Origin of the sequence: Niabella sp., from assembly GCF_030150205.1 — a bacterium.
In the GTDB taxonomy this organism is placed as follows: Bacteria; Bacteroidota; Bacteroidia; order Chitinophagales; family Chitinophagaceae; genus Niabella.
Genome location: NZ_JASLGT010000005.1, coordinates 46,454 through 65,604, shown reverse-complemented (window position 1 = coordinate 65,604; position 19,151 = coordinate 46,454). Strand labels below are relative to the sequence as shown.

The window sequence follows — 19,151 nt, the reverse complement described above, 5'->3', positions numbered from 1 at the left end:
TTCCCAGACAGGAATCTCCCATTACACAAAAGGCTGCTCTCACAGATTACGCTGGCTATCACAGAACCAATTTAAACACAGGCATTGGGCCCTCCTGTGCAAACCTGAGTAACCGGTGAGCAACCTTGCTCTGAACGCTGAATTCGGGTGACAAAAGGAAATATACTTCACCACATTTCCGCATCCTTACTATTTCGCATCGGTTCTTAGAAACTATACCGCAACCCGATCTGGAACTGGTACGGATCTCCCGAAGGGGTAACCACACCTGCCGTATTTACGTTGTATAAAAACTGACGCGTAGCCGCATCAAATGCCGTTCCTGATTGCGGGGAGTAGATGGCCTGGCTACCCAGCGTTTTACTGGATCCCCTGTACCGGTCGAAGAAGTTCACTACGTTAAACAAATCACCCGATAACTCCAGGGCATGAGTGCCGGCAATTTTGAATTTCTTTCCTACGTGCAGATCCAGTATACCAAAAAACCCGTTGATGCCCCCATTGCGCGCTGCAATTTGACCATTGTATTTACGGATGTAATCTTTAATGCTCTGACTGGCCTTGGGGTTATCCAGCACTGCTTGCAGCCCTTTGCGGATGTTTTCGGCAACCGCCGGATTATTAATATCGAAGATATAAGCCAGGTCATTATCGCCGTTTACAAAATCGCCATTGCTGTTTACACCGGAACGGAGTGTATAACGGGTACCGCCCATACCGGTATACCGCACACCGATGGTAAAGCCGGCCAGCGTAGGCGAAGTACCGTAAACCACTACTTTATGCCGGAACTGGTTGTCGGAGTACGACATATGACTCAGGTCCCGGGGATCATCTTTAACCGGCAACACCAGTGTAGCAGTGTTGGCCACGTTTCCGTTATAGGTGGCATTGTCTTTATTATCGTTCCAGGTATAGCTTGCAGAAATTTCTCCATCCCGGAAGTATTGCCAGGTAGCATCCACTACTACGGCAAATTGATTAACCTTGCCAATACTGTTTAACTCCAGCACCCGTCCCAGTTTATTGCTGATGCGGCCCTGCTTCCAGTCGGCATTACCACTGGCCGGCATGGATGGCAATGGTACAAATACGCCCCGGTTATCTTCATTGGGTATAGTGAAATAAGGGGTCTTTGCCATGTTGCGATCGAGGTAGAAATAATTGTTCCGGCCGAATGTCATAAACCCGGTGATGCCGGCCCGGAGGCGGTTGGTAATATAGCGTGAATAAGAAAGGTTGGCCTTATAAACCGTGGGCACTTTTACATCTTTACCGTTCATATTGATGGTGGGCACCTGGAACTGCGGCAACATGGGTGCTGTGGAAGGATCCCTGCGATATCCGTTAAAATCAGGAACCGGGATATCGGCCCCTCTTACATCCACGGTTGCGAGGTGCGTACCATCAAAAACGAGGTTATTAATCACCATATAGTTGTTGATATCCGATGCGAAGATGCCTGCGCCAAGCCGGATGTAATCCGTATGCGCCTCGTTAATATCCCAGCTGAACTGCAAACGGGGTTGTACGATCAGCGAGTTTACCTTACTATCGGTGCGCAATTTCAGTTCATCAAATACCAGCTTATTAAACGGAGCGGAAGGATATTTGGCATAATCGATCCGGAGGCCACCCGTAAAATCAAGTCCCTTTGCCAGCCTTGTCTGCAGCTGCCCATAGGCTCCAATATTCCAGATGGAAGATTTCACCTCCTGGTTCGGATTGATGGGCGCCTCGCGGTAGAAGAGGCTGGGCTTGCCATTGAAAAAATCGGTGAGGCTGTTATACTCAAATCTCCCGTTTACCTCGCTGCCGTAGATCGACTTTGCAAAGGTGCCCATGAGGTCAAAACCGAAAACGTATTTGATCTTATCGGTGTTCCAGTAAAAATTATCTACCAGCTGGATCACATTATTTTTAAATCCTTCCTGTGCAAAACGGTGTCCGCCAAATTGTACATTGGTTTTATACTCCTTCCCGTCGATGACGGAGGGAATATTACGGATAATGGCCCGGGGAATATTTGCACGGGGCAATTCATCGCCCGGCTCACTGCTTTGGTAGGTATGCAGGTGCTGCAGCTTGAGCTCATTGGTCATGCGGGAATTTACCGAGGTCCTTAAAGTTGCCAGCAGGCTGTTATCCCGGTTATAATCATTCCCGGCAGATTCATACAGGTTGATGGCTGTATTATCGATCAGCCCCAGCTTATTCTGATCGCTGGTAAAATTATTGCGGATGGTCAGCAGGTTTTTATCATTGATCTGCCAGTCGATACGGGCAAAGGCCGCGTCTGAATTGCGCGTTTTAGGAAAGGAGCCATATTGTGCATGATCCGACAATCCGAAATTTTTCCGGGCAAAATCGATCAGCTTGTCCAGCGTATCCTTTTTTATCTTCAGCCGCAGTTCATCCTGCGGTGTCTGGATATCGGCAATGACCAGGGAACGCTGATCGAGCTGGTGATCCCAGGCTACAAAAAAGTGCAGCTTATTTTTTATAATGGGACCACCCAGTGAAAAACCATACTGGTAGGTGGAATAGTTGTTATTCCGTTTGTTGCCTACAATATCATACCGCGATGAAAGTTCATTAGCCCGTCCAAACCCGAAAACGGACCCGTGAAAATCATTGGTACCAGACTTTGTAACCGCACTCACCGTTCCACCACCACTGCGTCCGTAGGTTACATCATACTGGTTGGTGACCACTTTAAACTCTCGTACGGCTTCAATGGATATGGAGTAAGGTGCCCCGCTGCGGCTGGTGGTAGGTCCGGCCGATGTAGGGTTCTTGGCATTCATCCCATCAATGGTATAGTTGGTAGAGGTATTCAGCTGTCCGGAGATACTTCCGTTACGGCCTGCAAGCGGGGAAAGCTCGGTAAGATTTGCAAAGTTTCTTCCGTTTACCGGCAGTTGCGTCATCAGCCTGGAACCGATTGCAGTGGCAGCACCGATGTTTTCCACCTTTGCTTTAAGACCGGAGGAAACGGTAACATTTTCCAGGTTTTGCACATTCGTTTCCATTTGCATGTTGACCCGCAGGGCGTCGCCCTGGTTCAGAAAGAGATTTTCCTTTTTCTGATCGGTAAAACCAGTGGAGGTGATCTGTACATAGTAAGGACCACCCAGCGGCATTTCGTTAAAAATATAATTGCCCTTGCTGTTGCTGAGTGTGGTTTGTTTAAATCCCGTCGATTGGTTGTAAACAAGAACGGTTGCGCCCGCTACCGGCTTGTTATCCGAATCGGTTACAAGGCCCGAGATAGAGGCCTGGGTGGTTTGGGCGATCAGTGTTGTAGCATGAAGCCATACCATGGTTAGTAGCAGTCCAACTGCCCGGATTGGTTTATACATATTGAAAGTTTTTGCAAAAGAAGGGCACCTGTATTACCGGCAGTTTTCTTTAACATTAAGGATCTGTAAATAAACGCCAGGGCTTAGAGGCAAATGCAATCATTTACACAGGTCAGTAGCACCCGTCTTTATGCGCAAGAATGGCGCCAATTTTAATTTGAGAATTTGAAGATGTGTAAATTTGAGAATGGACAATGGGCAATAGTGAATCAATGCCGTTTCCTTAAGCGATTTTTATGGTTGCCGCTGATTCGATGGTTGTGTCTGCGGCGCTTTTCTGCGACATTGTTGTAATTAAGCCAACAACAAATCTGCGCATCTGCGGCTTTAAGGAAATGGCTCAGCAAGCATGAGTCCGGTTAGGGATAGTGATCAGTATTGGTGGCCGGGCTTTGAGTTTTCAGTCTTCAGTTATCAGCAATCAGCGTTTAGCCTTCAGTTATCAGTTATCAGTTTTCAGTTTTCAGTGAATCATCAAGCATGAAACGGATCCAACGTGAAACTTTAAACCTTAGACGTTAAAACATGCATTAGGGCGCCCGCTTTAACCGCAGGGACCAGTTTTCTGCATAAGGTTTAAATTCCGGGGCCAGGCGCGCTTCATCCAGCGTAATTTTTGCATTGAGATAAGCCATCAATTTCCGGCAGGTTGCAGGCATGCGTTCTTTAAGCACGATCAATGCGGCATTGGTACCGGCTTTTACGGCAATGGGAACACCGCCTCCCAGCTCTGCCCAATGACCGCCGATCAGCAAATTTTTTACCGGCGTTTTATAACGGGCCACTTTTGATTGCATGTTCTTTTTATTGGGGCGCGTTCCCATCATGGTTCCGTTTTTATTGCCGGTATAGCGCCAGTGGGTAACCGGCGTTGCCGCTTCATAAAAAAGGATATGGGCTTCAATGCCGGGATAAACCAGGGCCAGCCGTTTGATCAGCTTTTCCGCTATCTGGGTTTTAAGCGCTGTATATGCTTCTCCCCGCTCCATATCCTTACAGGTATTCCAGTGGTTGTACTGGTGCATATAAGCGGGCATAAATACCACCAGGGAACCCTTTCCTTCCGGCGCTAACGAATCGTCTTTGTGTGAGGGAGCGAGGATGCTGAGCGCAGAAAAATCGGGATCTCCGCTGTTATGAAGATCCTTATTAAGGCCATCCTTAAATAAATGGATCATCTCCTCTCCAAAACCCAGGGAGGCAGCGCTGCAATTCAATGCAATGCTTAGAGTAAAGGACGACGCATAAATTTCAGCAGCATTTAACCGGCTGATCATTTTTTTACTAACCGCCCCTTCCGGCAGCAATTTGCAGTAAACGGTTTCCAGATCACAGGCGGCAATCACATAATCTGCATGTAACACCAATGCTTTTCCCTTCGACAATGCCTCCACGCCTTTTACAGCGCCGTTTTCCGTAACTATTTTTTTAACGGTCGTATTTAAAAACAGTTTATTTCCATATTGCTTTACCACATGCGCCAGCCAATGCGGAACCACCTGTCCGCCTCCGGCCGGAGGTGTTTGATAGTCATTATAGTAAGCCCAGCCAATGGGAACAAGGCAGGATAACAAATCCGTCTCCGCGGAAAAGATATCATGAATTTTTTCGTTGGAAAAGAACTTTTTCAATCCTTTTTTCATTCTTGTTCCGCTGTATGTTATAAATGGAATAAACGGGAGGGCAAACCGGAGTCTGTTCCATATATTTTTGATCCGCGCCCATGCATTCATGGTTTCGGCAGACAGCATTACCGACTTAAAATTATTGAAGGAGGCGCCTATTTTTTTTGCTTTTTGAAAAAAGCGCGTAATCCCCTGCTGATCCTCCGGGTAGGTTTTAATCAGCAATGCTTTTAATTCATCGGGATTGTTGGTCAGTAAAAAATCGATGGACTCACTTTTGTACCGCTGGATCTTTTCCAGGCATTTAAACGAGGGATGATCCTTTCCGATAAAATCAAATATTTTGGAAACACTGCCGGTAGCGGAACATTGGTTCAGCCAGTGGATGGCTGTATCAAAACGAAATCCCTTGCGCTGAAAACCTGCCAGGTAGCCGCCCGTCCGCGGCTCTTTTTCCAGGACCGCCACCTTTAATCCGGACTTACTAAGAATCGCCGCTGCAGTAAGGCCTCCGACCCCGGAACCTATAATGATAACATCAAACTGTAAAGAATGCACATTATCCATTAGCAGATTAAACTGTTTTGATCAGTAAAGGGGTGCTTTCTCTACTAATGCGGTTTGCCAATAAGCGCTAAATCGTCCATTGATCATGCACGATGGCTACCAGGTAATACCGGCCATGCTCCAGCTTATATACCAGCCGTACCGATTTCCAGTCCATACCTCCGTTCTTCCTGGTGCCATCCACATAGTTTTCCGTAAACTCCCCGCCGGGATACACCGTTTTCAGGTTGTTAAGGGAATTTCCTTTTCCATATATGGTATTTACCCCCGCTTGTTTGGGGCTTAGGAAATTGCCATCATAAACGAATTTCCCAAAATATTCGGCTGGAGAAAGCATGATGGCATTTCCGCTGCCATCATACGTTCCCCAATTGATCTTTTTATTTTTATCCTGGGTGATGAGCTCCAGGAACTCCTTCCGGGAAAATTTTTTGTCCGAGCCCGGTTCCACGGTAGCATAAGGCGAGAAACGGACACCTTCCTCCGGGTGAATAAAAGAGTCCAGCTTTGCATACTCTTTATTCTTAAACAGGGTCAGGATCTCCTTTGTAGTAGCGGACAATACGCTGTCTTTATTGGCCTCCGTTACCCGGAATTCAGTAATGGTATCTCTTCCCACCAGCTGCAGGGTGTCATGTCTTTCCGAAATATCTACCCCGCTTGAATCATCATCTGCAGATCCCGGTTTTGTACTTTTATTCTTACAGCCGTTACAACCGGCTATGATACACCCCAGCATCAAGCTAAAACCTGCTGACCACACCCATTGTTTTTTCATCATATGCTGTCCTTTTTTGAATCTTCAGATCCGCTTTCCGTGCAAGAATACGTTTGATTCCTGTTTAAAAAGGAAGATCATCTGCTCCTTCATTCAGATCGGAATAGCTATCAGAAGGATTGTTATCGGTAAATTGATTGCCACCGCCGTTGCTGCCAGCTCCGCCCGCCGGTTCCAGTTTCCAGGCTTTTACGTCGGTATACCAGCGGCCGTTATACTCCCGGCTTTCCACATCAAAAGAAATGGTCAGCACTTTTCCTACCTGCAGCAGGCTTTCATTGATCTTATCTCCCCAAATAGAGATGCACACTTTTTTGGGATATTGCGCCTGTGTTTCCACAACAATATCCTGTTTTTTCCATTCTCCATTCTTTCCCGTTCCTTTTTGTAAAGGCAATATCTGAACCAATGTACCTGTCAACTGCATCATTAAACTGCTTTATTTAAAATAGTAATCAAAATTTATGCTACAAATATAACAGGCTTCCCTCAAAGCCATTGGAAATAATGTGATTTAACCTGCAAAAACAGCTCCCGTTCTGCAACCCTGTTCCTGCGAAAATTACCGGCAACAGGCCGCTCGCAGCTCCCCGCTATCAAAAACCGGTTCCGGAACCAGCTGCTAGCGGTACTGGTAGAGGATGCCTTTGTCAAATGCAGCCCACCGGCAGGCTTTTGCCCCGGCAGCTTTCAGTCCGCTATTCGTCCAGCTGTTACAGGTGTGAAACAGGCTATAGGCCCCTTTTGCTTCGTAAAAAGCGTCATCCCGGTTATACCGGGCATCGGTAACAATGGCAACCGGCCGGTCTGAGCGATCCCTGTCCAGCGACGCCTCCACATATGCTGCCAGCTTGTGGTATTGCCATTCTGAAAGTGATAGTTTCCGGCATCGGGCATTTTCGGTCATATATTTATAATAGGTAACATGCAACGCGGTTTCGCCCAGTCCGGTAACGGCTTTGAAAGCGGTTGCGGCCGTAAGATCCTGCCAATCCGGTGTATTCAGGTAAAATCCTTTATCACCCCAGCCAATGGCCACCCATTGATAAGCGGTATCCCGGCTGATGGTATTTTGGTAGGAAAAAGTCTGGCTCCAGTTTTTACCCGCCGCAGCAACCGGAAGCACAAGATCTGTATGAACACCATTAGACAGCACAAATGCGGTGATGATCCGGGGTAATCCATCCTGCTTTTCTGCAACGGCACTGCGGGAAAGCGTTCGCTCTGCAAGCAGGTACCCGCCAATAAATACCAGCAACAGGCCCACAACCCAGCGCACTCCTTTGAATATTTTTTTAATGATTTTCATATGGAATGATAAAGATGCAGAAAAGAAACGGTTTTCGCACCCGGATTTCTTTACTTTGCAAAATGGACTCCAGAATGGTATTAGACAGCGACAATGAGCTGCGTGAAAAAATAGACCGGCAACCCCAATTTCAGAAGATCATTGCCACCCTCCTTTCGTATATCTTTCACCCGGTATTTGTGCCCATCTATGTTATTTATTTTTTATTATATATAGAGCCGTTTTTATTCTACGGCACAACGGTAGACGGCCGTTTGATGGTGCTGCTGCAGGGCGTTGTAAACTATACCTTCTTTCCCCTGGTTTCCGTTTTGCTGCTGCGGGGGCTTAAATTTATTCCGTCCATAAAACTTAAAGAACGGAAGGACCGGATCATTCCTTTTATTATCTGTAATATCTGGTATTTCTGGATCTGGTATGTGTGGCGTGGCCTGGAAGGGATGCCGCGGGAAATGGTCGTTTTTGCGATGGGCGTTTTTATGGCCTCCTCCATTGGCCTGTTGCTGAATATATACATGAAAGTAAGCATGCATGGTATTGCCCTTGGTACCGCTGTTTCCTTTTTATGCCTGCTTGGCTTTGAATATGGCCAGGGAATGGGGATGTATATTATGATTGCCCTGCTGATTACCGGGTTGGTTTCCACGGCCCGGCTGCTTTTATCGGATCATACGGCCAGAGAAGTGTATTTTGGACTGATAGCCGGCACCCTGGGCTTACTGATTGCCCAAATAGTGGTGTAGTTGCCGTTCACAGAAACACTGTAGCCTGCGCAGGCAAATCGCCTGCATTTTTCCGGATACAGGCCCATTCTCCGGGATTCCGGAGACGATCCACTGCTTTTACATCAGAAAACCGGATGACAGGATTCCTGATATACAGGCAGTCCGGTATTTCTGTTCTTCTGTGCCTCTGCGGCAGTATAAAAAAACTTCCAAAAATATTAGCGTTATATTGCTAAATATATTAGCTTTGTATTGTTGATAAATTCATTCACGCGGACTGGGCTAAATTGTAATTTTGGTTATGGCAAAAACAGATAAAACAACAGAAATAGACATGAACAGCGAAAAGCTGAAAGCGCTGCGCCTTACAATGGACAAGATTGATAAGGACTATGGAAAGGGCAGCGTAATGCTAATGAATGAAAAAGCCGAAGTAACCCAGGAAGTCGTTTCTACCGGCTCCATCGGACTGGATACAGCCCTTGGAATTGGCGGGTTGCCCCGGGGACGTATCATTGAAATTTATGGCCCGGAATCTTCCGGTAAAACAACCATCGCCACCCATGTTATTGCGGAAGCGCAGAAAAAAGGTGGCATGTGCGCAATCATCGATGCCGAGCATGCTTTTGACAGCAGTTATGCTAAAAAACTGGGGGTGAACGTAGACAATCTTTTGATTTCGCAACCCGATTATGGGGAGCAGGCGCTGGAAATTGCCGACCGTTTGATCCTTTCCGGTGCATTGGATGTAGTGGTGATTGACTCTGTAGCGGCCCTGGTACCCAAAAGTGAACTGGAAGGTGAAATGGGCGATAGCAAGATGGGATTACATGCCCGTTTGATGAGCCAGGCATTGCGGAAATTGACGGCCACCATTTCAAAAACCAATACCATTTGCATTTTTATCAACCAGCTGCGGGAAAAGATCGGGGTAATGTTTGGCAACCCTGAAACAACTACCGGTGGTAACGCATTAAAATTTTATGCTTCCGTACGATTGGATATCCGCCGTTCTGCCCAAATCAAGGACGGGGATGCTGCAATTGGTAACCGGGTAAAGGTAAAAGTGGTAAAGAATAAGGTAGCACCGCCATTCCGCGCCGCTGAATTTGATATCATCTTTGGAGAAGGTATTTCCAAGACCGGCGAAATTATTGATATGGGAGTGGAACTGGGCATTTTACAGAAAAGCGGTTCCTGGTATAGCTATAATAATGATAAACTGGGTCAGGGACGGGATGCGGTAAAAGCACTGCTGCTCGATAACCCGGAAATGGCCGCTGAAGTAGAAGCCAGGATCCGGGAAAAGATCAAAGAAATGCAAGGATAATTTTTTGAATATAAACAAGGTTAGTAAGTCGCCCCGGTTCTCCGGGGCGTTTTCTTTTTCCGGATTGCGTAATTTCTTTTCCTGTTTTCGAAACACCGGAAGAAAATGGGCAGATATTTTTGAAGAAAAAAGCCCATGTGCAACTTTAAAACACTCTATTACGCACCCGATGGATACCTGATCATGTGCAATGACTGCCAGCACTTTCAGCTGGCCTTTCAAACAACATTACTAACCATGACGGCACAGGACCTGCAGGTATTTCACACACTGGTGAAAGAAAACCGTGAATACAGTCCGTTTGATACAGACCCCGACCGTAAAACTATCTACATCCCCACGCCTTTAGAAGGCCATGGAATGATCCTGAATCACAAAGAACTGGAAATGCTTTTTCAGCTATTGGAAACTGCGGAAGTAAATTATAAAACCGCATCCCTGCTCGAATTATTCAAAACAGCCTGATCTTCAAAACCACACAGATACGCCGGCTCCTGCCCATAACCGCATTATATAAAGAAACTGCCGCAGACAAAATGCTGCGGCAGGAAATCAATGAAAAGCAGTGTTCTTTATTCTTTAATTCTTGCTGAAACGGAAATTAGCAAAATAAAAGACAATGGGCTGGGCAGGTGCCGTAAACGCTGTAGACGTTTCTCCCCCGATATTAAGCACCAACACCCGGTTATGCCTGCCTACTGCCTGGGTAAGATCCAGCCTTACATCGTACCAGGTTTGAAGTGCAGCATCCGGCAGCTTGTAGTCGGTTTTCCCAAGGTCCCATCCCTGTTGCCCAAACGTACTTTCGGTGCTAAATGCCCATAAATAGTTCATAAACCGGGGCCACAGGATCTGGTAATCTTTATAGTTTCCGGATATAGCCGCTTTTGGCGGCGCATATATTTTAAACCGGATGTACCGGTATTGAGCCACATTAAACTCATATTCCTTTGGAATCATCATTACAATAGAGGCATTTTTGGCCAATATCGTTCCTTTAAACACATTTTGCAGATCGGTACCTGCAGGGTACCCGGAGGATACCGCTGCTGCATCCATCTTAAAGGCGGCGTCCTGCACCACTCCATCGATAAAAAAGCGATCAAATGATATCAGTTCTTCATCCGGCATAGACACCAGCTGCACAATTCCTTTATCTACATAAGGCTGCAGCAGGGCGTCGATGCCCAAGGAGCCGGGCATATATGTAACCTTGGTAAGCTGACCAGATTCCAGCATATCCAGCAGGAAAAATACATTTGCCTCGGGCATATCACCAACACGTCTTGCAAAATAAACCTGGTTTCCCCCGCCGATCGTTTTGGTAACACTATTCCTGTTATACGCATTTGTTTTCATTTGAAACAATGTACCTCCGGTGAGATCAATCTCCTTAACATTCGGAAAATAAAAAATATCCTGTAAAGTAAGGGTATGTACCGGGAAGGTAAGTTTTTGAACAGCTGCTGTTCCGTTTGCGGTAAAATCCGTAATACCATTCGCTTTAAGGATATCGGGCTCTGCCGGTTTAAACACTGTGCTGGGCGTTGGTGTATTTATCTGAAGCGTTTGATCCAGCGTAACCGTATCCAGAATGGGTACATTGTTTACCTTGGGAACCACCTTGTACCGGATGTCTATTTGTGCAGCCTCTCCCTGAACAAGATTGGTCATAAAGATCCTCGGTTTATCCTTCCGGTCGCCGGTCTTCACTTCACCAAACCGGTCCTTATAGCTATAACTCAGCCCATAATAGCTTGATAAAATAGAGGACAGCCCGGATGGCCAGTCTAGGGCAACGGAGGATGGAGATGCCAGCACCCTTGGTGCGGCCACCTGCAGCCGTTCCAGATCACTGGTCGTGTAGGGGATCACACCTATTTCCTGTGGTACGGATTTATTCTCAAACTCATCGATCGTATATACCCGGATACGATACAGCTTTGACTGTTTCAGATTGGTAACATTTACCCAGGACACAACAGAATCCTTAATGATTTTTACATCATCATATTCAATAATGGTCTTTTTTGCTTTACCCAGGTTCATCCTGGACGCCGGGATCCTTCCTGCCCTGGATAGATCAAGTTCTACCCGCTCATAGCCAATCCGTGCAACGATCGTATCAAATTTCCCGGGATAAACCACTTCTCCCGCATATTTATCAATGTTATCGTACATTCTGCTGCAGGCCGTTATCGTAGCGGTTATTACCGATAGACAAATCAGCAGGTGTATATATTTTTGTTTGCTCATAAAGTCTTTTTTTGGCAAATGATCAATTCTTTTTTCTACCATAGAGGGTTACCTCAGAAAGGCAATTTGCATCCGCGAGGGTATAGTTACTGGTGAATCCCATTACCGCCTCGTACCGAACCCACCGGGTAGGCTTTGTATACTTGGGATCATCTGGGTACATATACGCCATATCGCCGGCCTCGCCCATTTTTACAAATTCCAGCTCGGTAAGACCTACCGGAACATCAATTTTCTTTTGCATCACCGTATCCCATTTACTTTTACTATCATCCCAGGTATAGAACCGGTAAATGCCCACGTTTTCCGTTTTATAATATTGTCCGCGGCTTATATTCGCCAGTCCGCCCGAATGCCGTTGCACGGTAACAATCCGGCTGATCTCATAATAATCTCCCAGGTCAATCATCAGGTTCCAGGGCATATTTCCATCAACCGCCTTTCCGGTACGGCCCCGGCTTTGTGTGTGCATAAAGTTCAGGTTATCGCCCCGGTCAATAATTCCATCTATAACTTTTGCAGTTCTTCCTTCCAGACCGTCACCAAAAACCATAGGAACACCTCCGATGGTATCGTTGGCATTTGGTAGCTTCCAGGCCTGTTTCGGGATCTTCACATCTTCCAGCAGGGTCAATTCTCCCTTATTGATTGGTATGGTCATATTGCCATACTTATCTTCTACCCTTACATTCACTTTTACCTTACCATTAGCACCCAGCACCAGGTCATTGATAAACCGGCGATCCTGTTCCATGTTAGAAGAGAACACTGTTGTAAGTTTCCGGTCCGCGCCATTTTGCTGAAACTCATAATCTACATACACATTAATGTTCTGTTTCAGCTCATTTTTCCAATCCACAAAGAAAGAGCTAAATCCGGCTCTTGCCGTAAGTGAGTTAGCCACTCTGGAATAAGCCGGCTCCAGGGATACCACATCTACTTCCACGGGCTGTGAGCGGTTTCCGGAACGGTCCACCGCATAGAGTTTAACCTTTTGCGGATCCACACTTGCAAAACCGTAAACATCCAGCGAGTCCTGAAAATAGGAAGACATAAACCTGAAGACCTGGTTGTTTTTGTTGGTATACTCCGCTTCTACTCCTACCAGGTCCTCATCCGAAGGGATGGTGTAAAAAAAGCGGGCGCCACCATACAATGGGGTATATTTTTTTAATACAATAGCTCCGGGAGGCGTTTTATCATTTCCCTGGGTTTTAAAACCTTCTGTTTTAGAACATCCCATGACCACCAGCGCGCATAAAAACAGCTGGAAGGCAAGTATTCTTTTTTCCATAATAACTTTATATTTCATTGTCAATATTGTAATTACCATCCCGGGTTCTGAATCAGTCTGCCATTTGTATTCATCTCGTTCAAATCAATAGGCCACAGGCAATCCGTGATTGTAAATTTCCGTTGCTGTTTTACCTCCAGGTTAAAGAAGGTTTTGGCGTCAGCGCCTGTAACCGTCCAGCCCCAAACAGGTGCAGAGAAGGCCGCCGGCGCACGTTTTTGCCGGATCATATCCCAGTAATGCTGCCCTTCAAAGGCCAGTTCTATGGAACGCTCATAAAGGATAATATCTCTGAGTCCTTCCTTTGTTAAATGCTTACCGGGGTCGCGTGTAAGACTGGGATCGGCCCAAACGGTTTCCACGTCCGGTATTCCTGCACGACGACGTATTTTATTAATTTCATTATAAACTTCGCTGCTTGGACCGGTGTATTCGTTCAATGCCTCTGCTTTCATCAAATACAGGTCGGCCATCCTGATAAGCGGATATGGAAATTTAATGGTTCGCTGCCAGGCGCCCGACATGGACTCCGGATGTACCATTTTTTGCACCCCGATTCCGGTGGTCAAATAATCTGTAGCGTTTACTGAAGAGTTAAAGCCCCCATCCGAATTCGCAAACATCTTGGTATTGATCCGCACGGTATGCGCCCGCCAAAATCCACCGGTAATGCCCAAATTGGCGTAAAAGCGGGGCTCCCGGTTCATATAAAGGTTGATTGTTTCCGCACCGGGCTGCATAAAGCCTCTGAGTTGATTGTACTCCGGATCAGACTCGCCGGGTGTGGTTAATTGTTCGTATTTCAGGTTCATATCAAAGGTACGGTCCTCATCGAGGGGTAAGCCGTTCTTTGTATAGTAACGCTCCGCCATCTGGTAAGTAGCGGCCAGCCACTGCCAGGAAAATGTTGCGGAGTTGGTAACCCCGTCTCCATAGCCAACCGGCAGGCGGATATTGGTGGCATGAGCTATTTCGCCCTGGCCATAATAATTCAGGTTGGAGAAGCCCCATACCACTTCCTTGTTCCAGGGATCGCAGATAACCATGCGCAGGTCGTACAGCGTTTTCATTTTGTCGCCATTAAGCCGGAAGGCCGCTGAATCATACAGGTAGGGCTGCTTTTGATAGGTATAAAGACCATGACCATTTCCTTCTGCAGATACAATGGCGGCATTAATGGCGTCGATGGCCTGCTTCCATTTTTCGCGGTCATATTCCATGGGGAAAAACGGTTTGCCATCACTATCGACAAAGTCTCCAAAATACTCCCGGTTACCATTATAAAAAGGACTGGCTCTAAACAACAGCACTTTCGCCTTAATGGCCAGGGCAATCATCTTGTCAATTTGTCCAAGATCGTTCTCATTTGCTCTTTCCTTTAACTGGGGAATGGCTTCATCCATCAGGTCCAGTACATATTTGAAACAGTCTTCTACTTTTGAACGGGGAATAAAAAGCTCTTCCTTCGATGATTCGGGAGTAGCCATTTTGGTGGGCAGCACCACCGGACCGTAATAACGTATCAATTGAAAAACGTAGTAGGCTTTCATCATTTTCACCTGCGCCTTCCAGTCGTTCCGGTCAGATTCTGTCATATCGTTTACCCGGTCGATATTTTGTAAAAACACATCACACTGACGAATGCCCTGGTAAAGCGGGGTACCGCCATTACTGCCCGACCAGTAGCCCAGCTGCGGAGAAGATTTTGACTGTAACCCCCGCATAATCCTTATTCCGTGAACATTGCCGGTAACATCATTTAAATCCAGGCGCCCGATCCATTCATCGCCGAGCAGCCAGGAGGTATTGTGCGTATTATCATCCGCAGGCATATAGCTGTATACCTTGGCCAGGGCATTCCAGGCATCTTCTTTTTTCTGAAATATATTTTCAAGCCGCATGGTATTATCCGGTACCACGTCCAGGAACTTGGAGCAGGAAAACCCGCCGGTCAGCAAAAGAGCAAATAGTATATTTTTATATAATTTCATAGTTATTTTTTTTAGAACATCACTTGAATTCCTGCGGCAAATCTTCTGTTAGGAGGATAGCCCAATCCTTTTCGTCCCATTTCCGGGTCCCAGAGTTTAAATGCACTGAATACCGCTGCATTTTCCGTACTTACGTACATCCGGGTGCCGCGTGCAATGCCAACCCGTTTCAGCAAGGATGCGGGGGGGCTATATCCAACCTCTACTTTCTTTAACCGTAAAAAAGATCCGTCTCTCAGCCACCAGGATGACTGTTGTGTATTGTTCTCCATCGGCTCGGTAGAAAGGCGGGGCCAAAAGGCATGGATATCGGGGTTGGTTTCGCTCCAGTGGTCATCTGCAATAATCGCCAAGGCATTTCTTCTGAAGGCAAAGGGTGCGATCCCCGCAGTAGTGCTGGAAAGGTTAGCGGTAGCATCAATAAAGAAAGAAACCCTCGAATTACCCTGGAAGAAAAAGTTCAGATCAAAATTTTTATAGGAAGCTGAAGCGCCAAAACCGTACTGGATCTCCGGAACGGTAGGATAACCCATGGCCACCCGGTCGTTGGAGTTGATCACCCCATCTCCATTTACATCTTTGTATTTAATATCTCCGGCCATGTACCGGCCAAAATCCTGTTTGGGAGAGTTGGCAATTTCTGCAGAATCTACAAAAAGCCGCTCCGCTACCAAACCCCATTGCTGATTAATATTGCTTCCCAGGCGTCTCAGATAGGCATCGGGATAATTCTTCTCATCTATTTCCACCAGCTTATTGGTGGCATAGGTAAAGTTACCCATCACCTGAACCATCAGGCCGTTTTGAAATGATTTACTATAATCTATATGCGCTTCGAATCCTTTTGAATCAACCTTTCCCACGTTTCCGCTGATAGAAGCTTCCAGACCTGCAGTAGCTGGAAAATTCTGGCGCTGCATGTAAATTCCAGTCCTCATATCCCGGTAAAAATCGATCTGAAATTTCACGGCATCTTTAAACAGGTTCAGATCCATTCCCAGGTTCAGTTTTTTGGAAAGCTCCCAGGTAATATCCGGATTTGCATAGCGGTTTATAGTATAACCAGGATAAGCATTCATAAAGGAACTACCCCAGCGGTATTCGCCTCCTCCAAGTGAGATATCAGACAGGTAAAAGAAACGGCCACTGCGGCCTGCAATTGCGTCATTACCCACCAATCCCCAGGTGCCTCTGAATTTTAATGTACTTATTATATCTTTTATGGGTTCCCAAAAGTTTTCATTCGAAGCCAACCAGCCTCCTCCAAAGGAAGGAAAAAATCCAAAACGGGTATTGCTTGAGAATTTTTCGGAGCCATTGTATCCGTACGTAAATTCAAAGAAATACCGGTTGTCATAGTTATATGTTGCCCGGCCTGAATTACCCAGGTTCCGTTCCGGGAGCGTTTCATAAATCGAATTACTATTGCCCGCAGTCAGCAGTTTTTCATCCGACATGCCCACCGTCATTAACCCAACACTGTGTTTACCAAAAGTACGGTCATAGTTCAGCATCACCTGAAAGTAATAGTGCCCGTTGGCATCCCTTCCGGGAAGTACGTTTCCAAGGTAGGGGCTGCCGCCATTCGGGTTCAGATCAAACAGCGTATACCTCCCGGTAACCTGGTTATAGCTTTCGAGGTCGAAATAATAAGGATTATAACTGCGGCGGCCGGAATATTTGCTCCAGGTATCTACCGAAGCACGGGCTTCCAGTTTTAAACCCCGGGTAATAAACCTCAGATCCTGGTAAAGCGTAGCATTGGTCGTAATATCGCTTTCATTGCGTCCTTCATAACCCCGCACCATTTCTGCGTAAGGGTTGCGTTTCAGCGCCCCTCCCAAATAGGTATTTCCAAACAAGGTATAGTCTGCACTGGAATGTTTTTCATCCCGCTCATAAGTAGCCGGAAAATCTACCGGGTTGGTATTCATTACCATATTGTATACATCGGTAGCAGAAACAAACGGACCGTTATACCGTTCAAAACGTCCCTGGATCCTTGTATCCAGCTTGGTAGTAGGCGTTAGTTTAAAGATTACGTTGGAGCGGATGTAAAACCGGCTGATATCGATATTGTTATTAAAATTATTCCGTTTGTCTACCTTTAACAACCCCGATTCTTTATCAATACCAAGGGCCACATAATACGTAGCCACCTGTCCGCCACCGTTGATATTTAAGTTGAGCTTTTTATTTTGTGTGGTTGGGTTAAACAGCGTTTTATACCAGTCGATGTTTGGAAAAATCATCGGATTTTCTCCGCTGGCTGTTGACTGAATTTTTTGTTCGGAATAATAGGCCCCCAATATAGGATCCCTGGATATACGGGCTTCATTATAGAGTTTCATGTAAGATACCCCATCCAGCATTTTTGGAATTCTTGAGGATGCGCTCACGTTCATATCGAAACGGGCGCTCAGCTTTACCGGCCCTTCTTTTCCCGACTTGGTATTTACCATGATGATACCGTTGGCCCCGCGGGCGCCATATAATACGGTGGCCGATGCATCTTTTAAAATAGAGAACGACTCAATATCATCCGGCTGAAGACGGGCCAAAACATCCGTAGAAGATTCAAATCCATCAATCAAAATGAGCGGGGAAGCCTGGTACCCGAAGGTGGTTACCCCCCGGATAAAGAACTGGGCGTTGTCCGCACCGGGCTCGCCCGAAGGCGAAAATGAGATCATCCCCGGAATACGGCCGGCAAAAGAACTGGTAAAATTAGAAGAAGGGATTCGGAGATCTTCTACACTTACCGTCGTTACCGCGCCTACCACACTGGTTTTTTTCTGTTTACCAAAGGCCACGATGGTTACTTCATCCATCTCACTTTTACCGGCATACATTATAACCTCAAGAATGCTTTTTTCCGCAATCACAACGGTTTGATCTTTCCGTCCTACGTGAGAAAATAAAATCGAGTCGCCTGAAGCTGCGTCTATTTTAAATTCCCCGTTCTGGTTCGATGCTGTTTGAAAGCTCGTTTTGAGGTTGGTGATGGTAACTCCTCCGATAACGGTACCATCATCTGCATTTTTTACAACTCCTGTGATATTCCTGGTTTGCGCAAATCCTGTTGCAACACAAAAAATCAGCAAAAGAGGTCCTAATAGTCTCTTTAGAAACATGTGATTGTTTAGTTTAAGTTTACTTTATATATTCTGGTTGGCTGCTCGTATAAGGGCAAAGGCCGTACAATCGTTGCCGCAAATAACTAAAATAAAATGAAAGAAAATAAAATATTTTAATAATTAAATAAAAATTAAAAATAATTCACTAATGTTAACCCAATGTTAAATAGAATCAAAAAAATGTTAGAAAATCAATTTTTTAACAAAATAAAGGTCGTTTGCTATCTTCATCCTGTTTAAATTCAGGAAAGATTATTGAACCTTTTTAAAGTGCTTTTTAGACTCGTGCAGGGGCGAATATTTTAAAAAATGATGCTATTTTCCATGTGCGGAATTTGTTTCAGGCCCGGTAATCCGAAACCGGCCCTTTATCTATTGGGGACTAAAAGTTTTTATTAAAATATGCATGCCTGGAATGCGTCGCCCTGATATTTATATTTTTTTAGTCGTGCAACTGCCACATATGACTCAACGCCCGCACTTTATAGCCAATTACATTTTTTGTTACCTTCACCGGGGAATCCGGATTTTTGGATTGCCTGGCTCCACGCCCGGGGCCAGACGCTCTTCCGTTTTAACCGGCGCTGCTTTTGGCAGCCAGGGATCATAAACATCAAAGGCAATAGCCGTTCCGGACTTCTTCATAAATACCGGTAATTTCACAGACAATGCCGCTTTTATAAAAATGCTTCTGCAACTGTGCACCAATTCAAACAACCGGTGGCACCGTTTTAAAAAAAGAAGCCTGTTGGTAAAGCGCATCCAAATTAAAAATGC

At 45.9% G+C, this 19,151-nt stretch carries 13 protein-coding genes; 3 read left to right on the top strand and 10 right to left on the bottom strand.

The window, feature by feature from the left end:
• Nucleotides 1–206 precede the first annotated feature (206 nt).
• From Q1V85_RS03875 to Q1V85_RS03855, 5 genes are all read right to left on the bottom strand, one after another.
• Nucleotides 207–3,362: a carboxypeptidase regulatory-like domain-containing protein gene (locus Q1V85_RS03875; protein WP_300597632.1), complete on the bottom strand. Its 3,156-nt coding sequence runs from the start codon at nucleotides 3,360–3,362 to the stop codon at nucleotides 207–209.
• Between the two features lie 530 nt (nucleotides 3,363–3,892).
• Nucleotides 3,893–5,554 carry an NAD(P)/FAD-dependent oxidoreductase gene (locus Q1V85_RS03870; RefSeq protein WP_300597630.1) on the bottom strand — a complete coding sequence of 554 codons (1,662 nt, stop codon included), beginning with the start codon at nucleotides 5,552–5,554 and terminating at the stop codon, nucleotides 3,893–3,895.
• A gap of 67 nt (nucleotides 5,555–5,621) precedes the next feature.
• Nucleotides 5,622–6,335 carry a hypothetical protein gene (locus Q1V85_RS03865; protein WP_300597628.1) on the bottom strand — a complete coding sequence of 238 codons (714 nt, stop codon included), beginning with the start codon at nucleotides 6,333–6,335 and terminating at the stop codon, nucleotides 5,622–5,624.
• 61 nt (nucleotides 6,336–6,396) lie between these two features.
• On the bottom strand, nucleotides 6,397–6,762 hold the full coding sequence (locus Q1V85_RS03860) for a DUF3127 domain-containing protein (RefSeq protein WP_300597626.1): 366 nt from the start codon (nucleotides 6,760–6,762) through the stop codon (nucleotides 6,397–6,399).
• A gap of 192 nt (nucleotides 6,763–6,954) precedes the next feature.
• Nucleotides 6,955–7,641, bottom strand: a complete 687-nt coding sequence (locus Q1V85_RS03855) for a TIGR02117 family protein (protein ID WP_300597624.1) — start codon at nucleotides 7,639–7,641, stop codon at nucleotides 6,955–6,957.
• A gap of 62 nt (nucleotides 7,642–7,703) precedes the next feature.
• Between Q1V85_RS03855 and Q1V85_RS03850 the strand changes: the two genes are divergently transcribed.
• The 3 genes from Q1V85_RS03850 (at nucleotide 7,704) to Q1V85_RS03840 (ending at nucleotide 10,161) form a co-directional block, all read left to right on the top strand.
• Nucleotides 7,704–8,384 (top strand): hypothetical protein, encoded by a 681-nt coding sequence (locus Q1V85_RS03850; protein ID WP_300597622.1) that lies wholly within the window; start codon nucleotides 7,704–7,706, stop codon nucleotides 8,382–8,384.
• A 283-nt stretch (nucleotides 8,385–8,667) separates the two neighbouring features.
• Nucleotides 8,668–9,696, top strand: a complete 1,029-nt coding sequence (recA, locus tag Q1V85_RS03845) for a recombinase RecA (RefSeq protein WP_300597620.1) — start codon at nucleotides 8,668–8,670, stop codon at nucleotides 9,694–9,696.
• A gap of 135 nt (nucleotides 9,697–9,831) precedes the next feature.
• Nucleotides 9,832–10,161, top strand: coding sequence for a DUF6686 family protein (locus Q1V85_RS03840; protein WP_300597618.1), 330 nt, complete (start codon nucleotides 9,832–9,834; stop codon nucleotides 10,159–10,161).
• Between the two features lie 114 nt (nucleotides 10,162–10,275).
• Here the strand turns inward: Q1V85_RS03840 and Q1V85_RS03835 are convergent, their stop codons facing one another.
• The 5 genes from Q1V85_RS03835 to Q1V85_RS03815 all read right to left on the bottom strand — a co-directional run bounded on the left by Q1V85_RS03835 (nucleotide 10,276) and on the right by Q1V85_RS03815 (nucleotide 19,019).
• Complete coding sequence (locus Q1V85_RS03835) at nucleotides 10,276–11,952, bottom strand: DUF4998 domain-containing protein (RefSeq protein WP_300597616.1); 1,677 nt, start codon at nucleotides 11,950–11,952, stop codon at nucleotides 10,276–10,278.
• Nucleotides 11,953–11,974: 22 nt separating this feature from the next.
• Nucleotides 11,975–13,246: a DUF4959 domain-containing protein gene (locus Q1V85_RS03830; RefSeq protein ID WP_300597614.1), complete on the bottom strand. Its 1,272-nt coding sequence runs from the start codon at nucleotides 13,244–13,246 to the stop codon at nucleotides 11,975–11,977.
• Nucleotides 13,247–13,278: 32 nt separating this feature from the next.
• Nucleotides 13,279–15,237 (bottom strand): RagB/SusD family nutrient uptake outer membrane protein, encoded by a 1,959-nt coding sequence (locus Q1V85_RS03825; RefSeq protein WP_300597612.1) that lies wholly within the window; start codon nucleotides 15,235–15,237, stop codon nucleotides 13,279–13,281.
• Nucleotides 15,238–15,248: 11 nt separating this feature from the next.
• Nucleotides 15,249–18,371 (bottom strand): TonB-dependent receptor, encoded by a 3,123-nt coding sequence (locus Q1V85_RS03820; protein WP_300597610.1) that lies wholly within the window; start codon nucleotides 18,369–18,371, stop codon nucleotides 15,249–15,251.
• Nucleotides 18,372–18,884: 513 nt separating this feature from the next.
• The gene (locus tag Q1V85_RS03815) at nucleotides 18,885–19,019 is read right to left on the bottom strand and encodes a hypothetical protein (RefSeq protein WP_300597608.1); all 135 of its coding nucleotides are present in this window, start codon (nucleotides 19,017–19,019) and stop codon (nucleotides 18,885–18,887) included.
• Nucleotides 19,020–19,151 lie beyond the last annotated feature (132 nt).

Coding starts and splice junctions, on each gene's coding strand:
- Q1V85_RS03875 (WP_300597632.1), bottom strand. CDS start 3,362: ATGTATAAACCAATCCGGGCAGTTGGACTGCTACTAACCATGGTATGG.
- Q1V85_RS03870 (WP_300597630.1), bottom strand. CDS start 5,554: ATGGATAATGTGCATTCTTTACAGTTTGATGTTATCATTATAGGTTCC.
- Q1V85_RS03865 (WP_300597628.1), bottom strand. CDS start 6,335: ATGATGAAAAAACAATGGGTGTGGTCAGCAGGTTTTAGCTTGATGCTG.
- Q1V85_RS03860 (WP_300597626.1), bottom strand. CDS start 6,762: ATGATGCAGTTGACAGGTACATTGGTTCAGATATTGCCTTTACAAAAA.
- Q1V85_RS03855 (WP_300597624.1), bottom strand. CDS start 7,641: ATGAAAATCATTAAAAAAATATTCAAAGGAGTGCGCTGGGTTGTGGGC.
- Q1V85_RS03850 (WP_300597622.1), top strand. CDS start 7,704: ATGGACTCCAGAATGGTATTAGACAGCGACAATGAGCTGCGTGAAAAA.
- recA (WP_300597620.1), top strand. CDS start 8,668: ATGGCAAAAACAGATAAAACAACAGAAATAGACATGAACAGCGAAAAG.
- Q1V85_RS03840 (WP_300597618.1), top strand. CDS start 9,832: ATGTGCAACTTTAAAACACTCTATTACGCACCCGATGGATACCTGATC.
- Q1V85_RS03835 (WP_300597616.1), bottom strand. CDS start 11,952: ATGAGCAAACAAAAATATATACACCTGCTGATTTGTCTATCGGTAATA.
- Q1V85_RS03830 (WP_300597614.1), bottom strand. CDS start 13,246: ATGGAAAAAAGAATACTTGCCTTCCAGCTGTTTTTATGCGCGCTGGTG.
- Q1V85_RS03825 (WP_300597612.1), bottom strand. CDS start 15,237: ATGAAATTATATAAAAATATACTATTTGCTCTTTTGCTGACCGGCGGG.
- Q1V85_RS03820 (WP_300597610.1), bottom strand. CDS start 18,371: ATGTTTCTAAAGAGACTATTAGGACCTCTTTTGCTGATTTTTTGTGTT.
- Q1V85_RS03815 (WP_300597608.1), bottom strand. CDS start 19,019: ATGAAGAAGTCCGGAACGGCTATTGCCTTTGATGTTTATGATCCCTGG.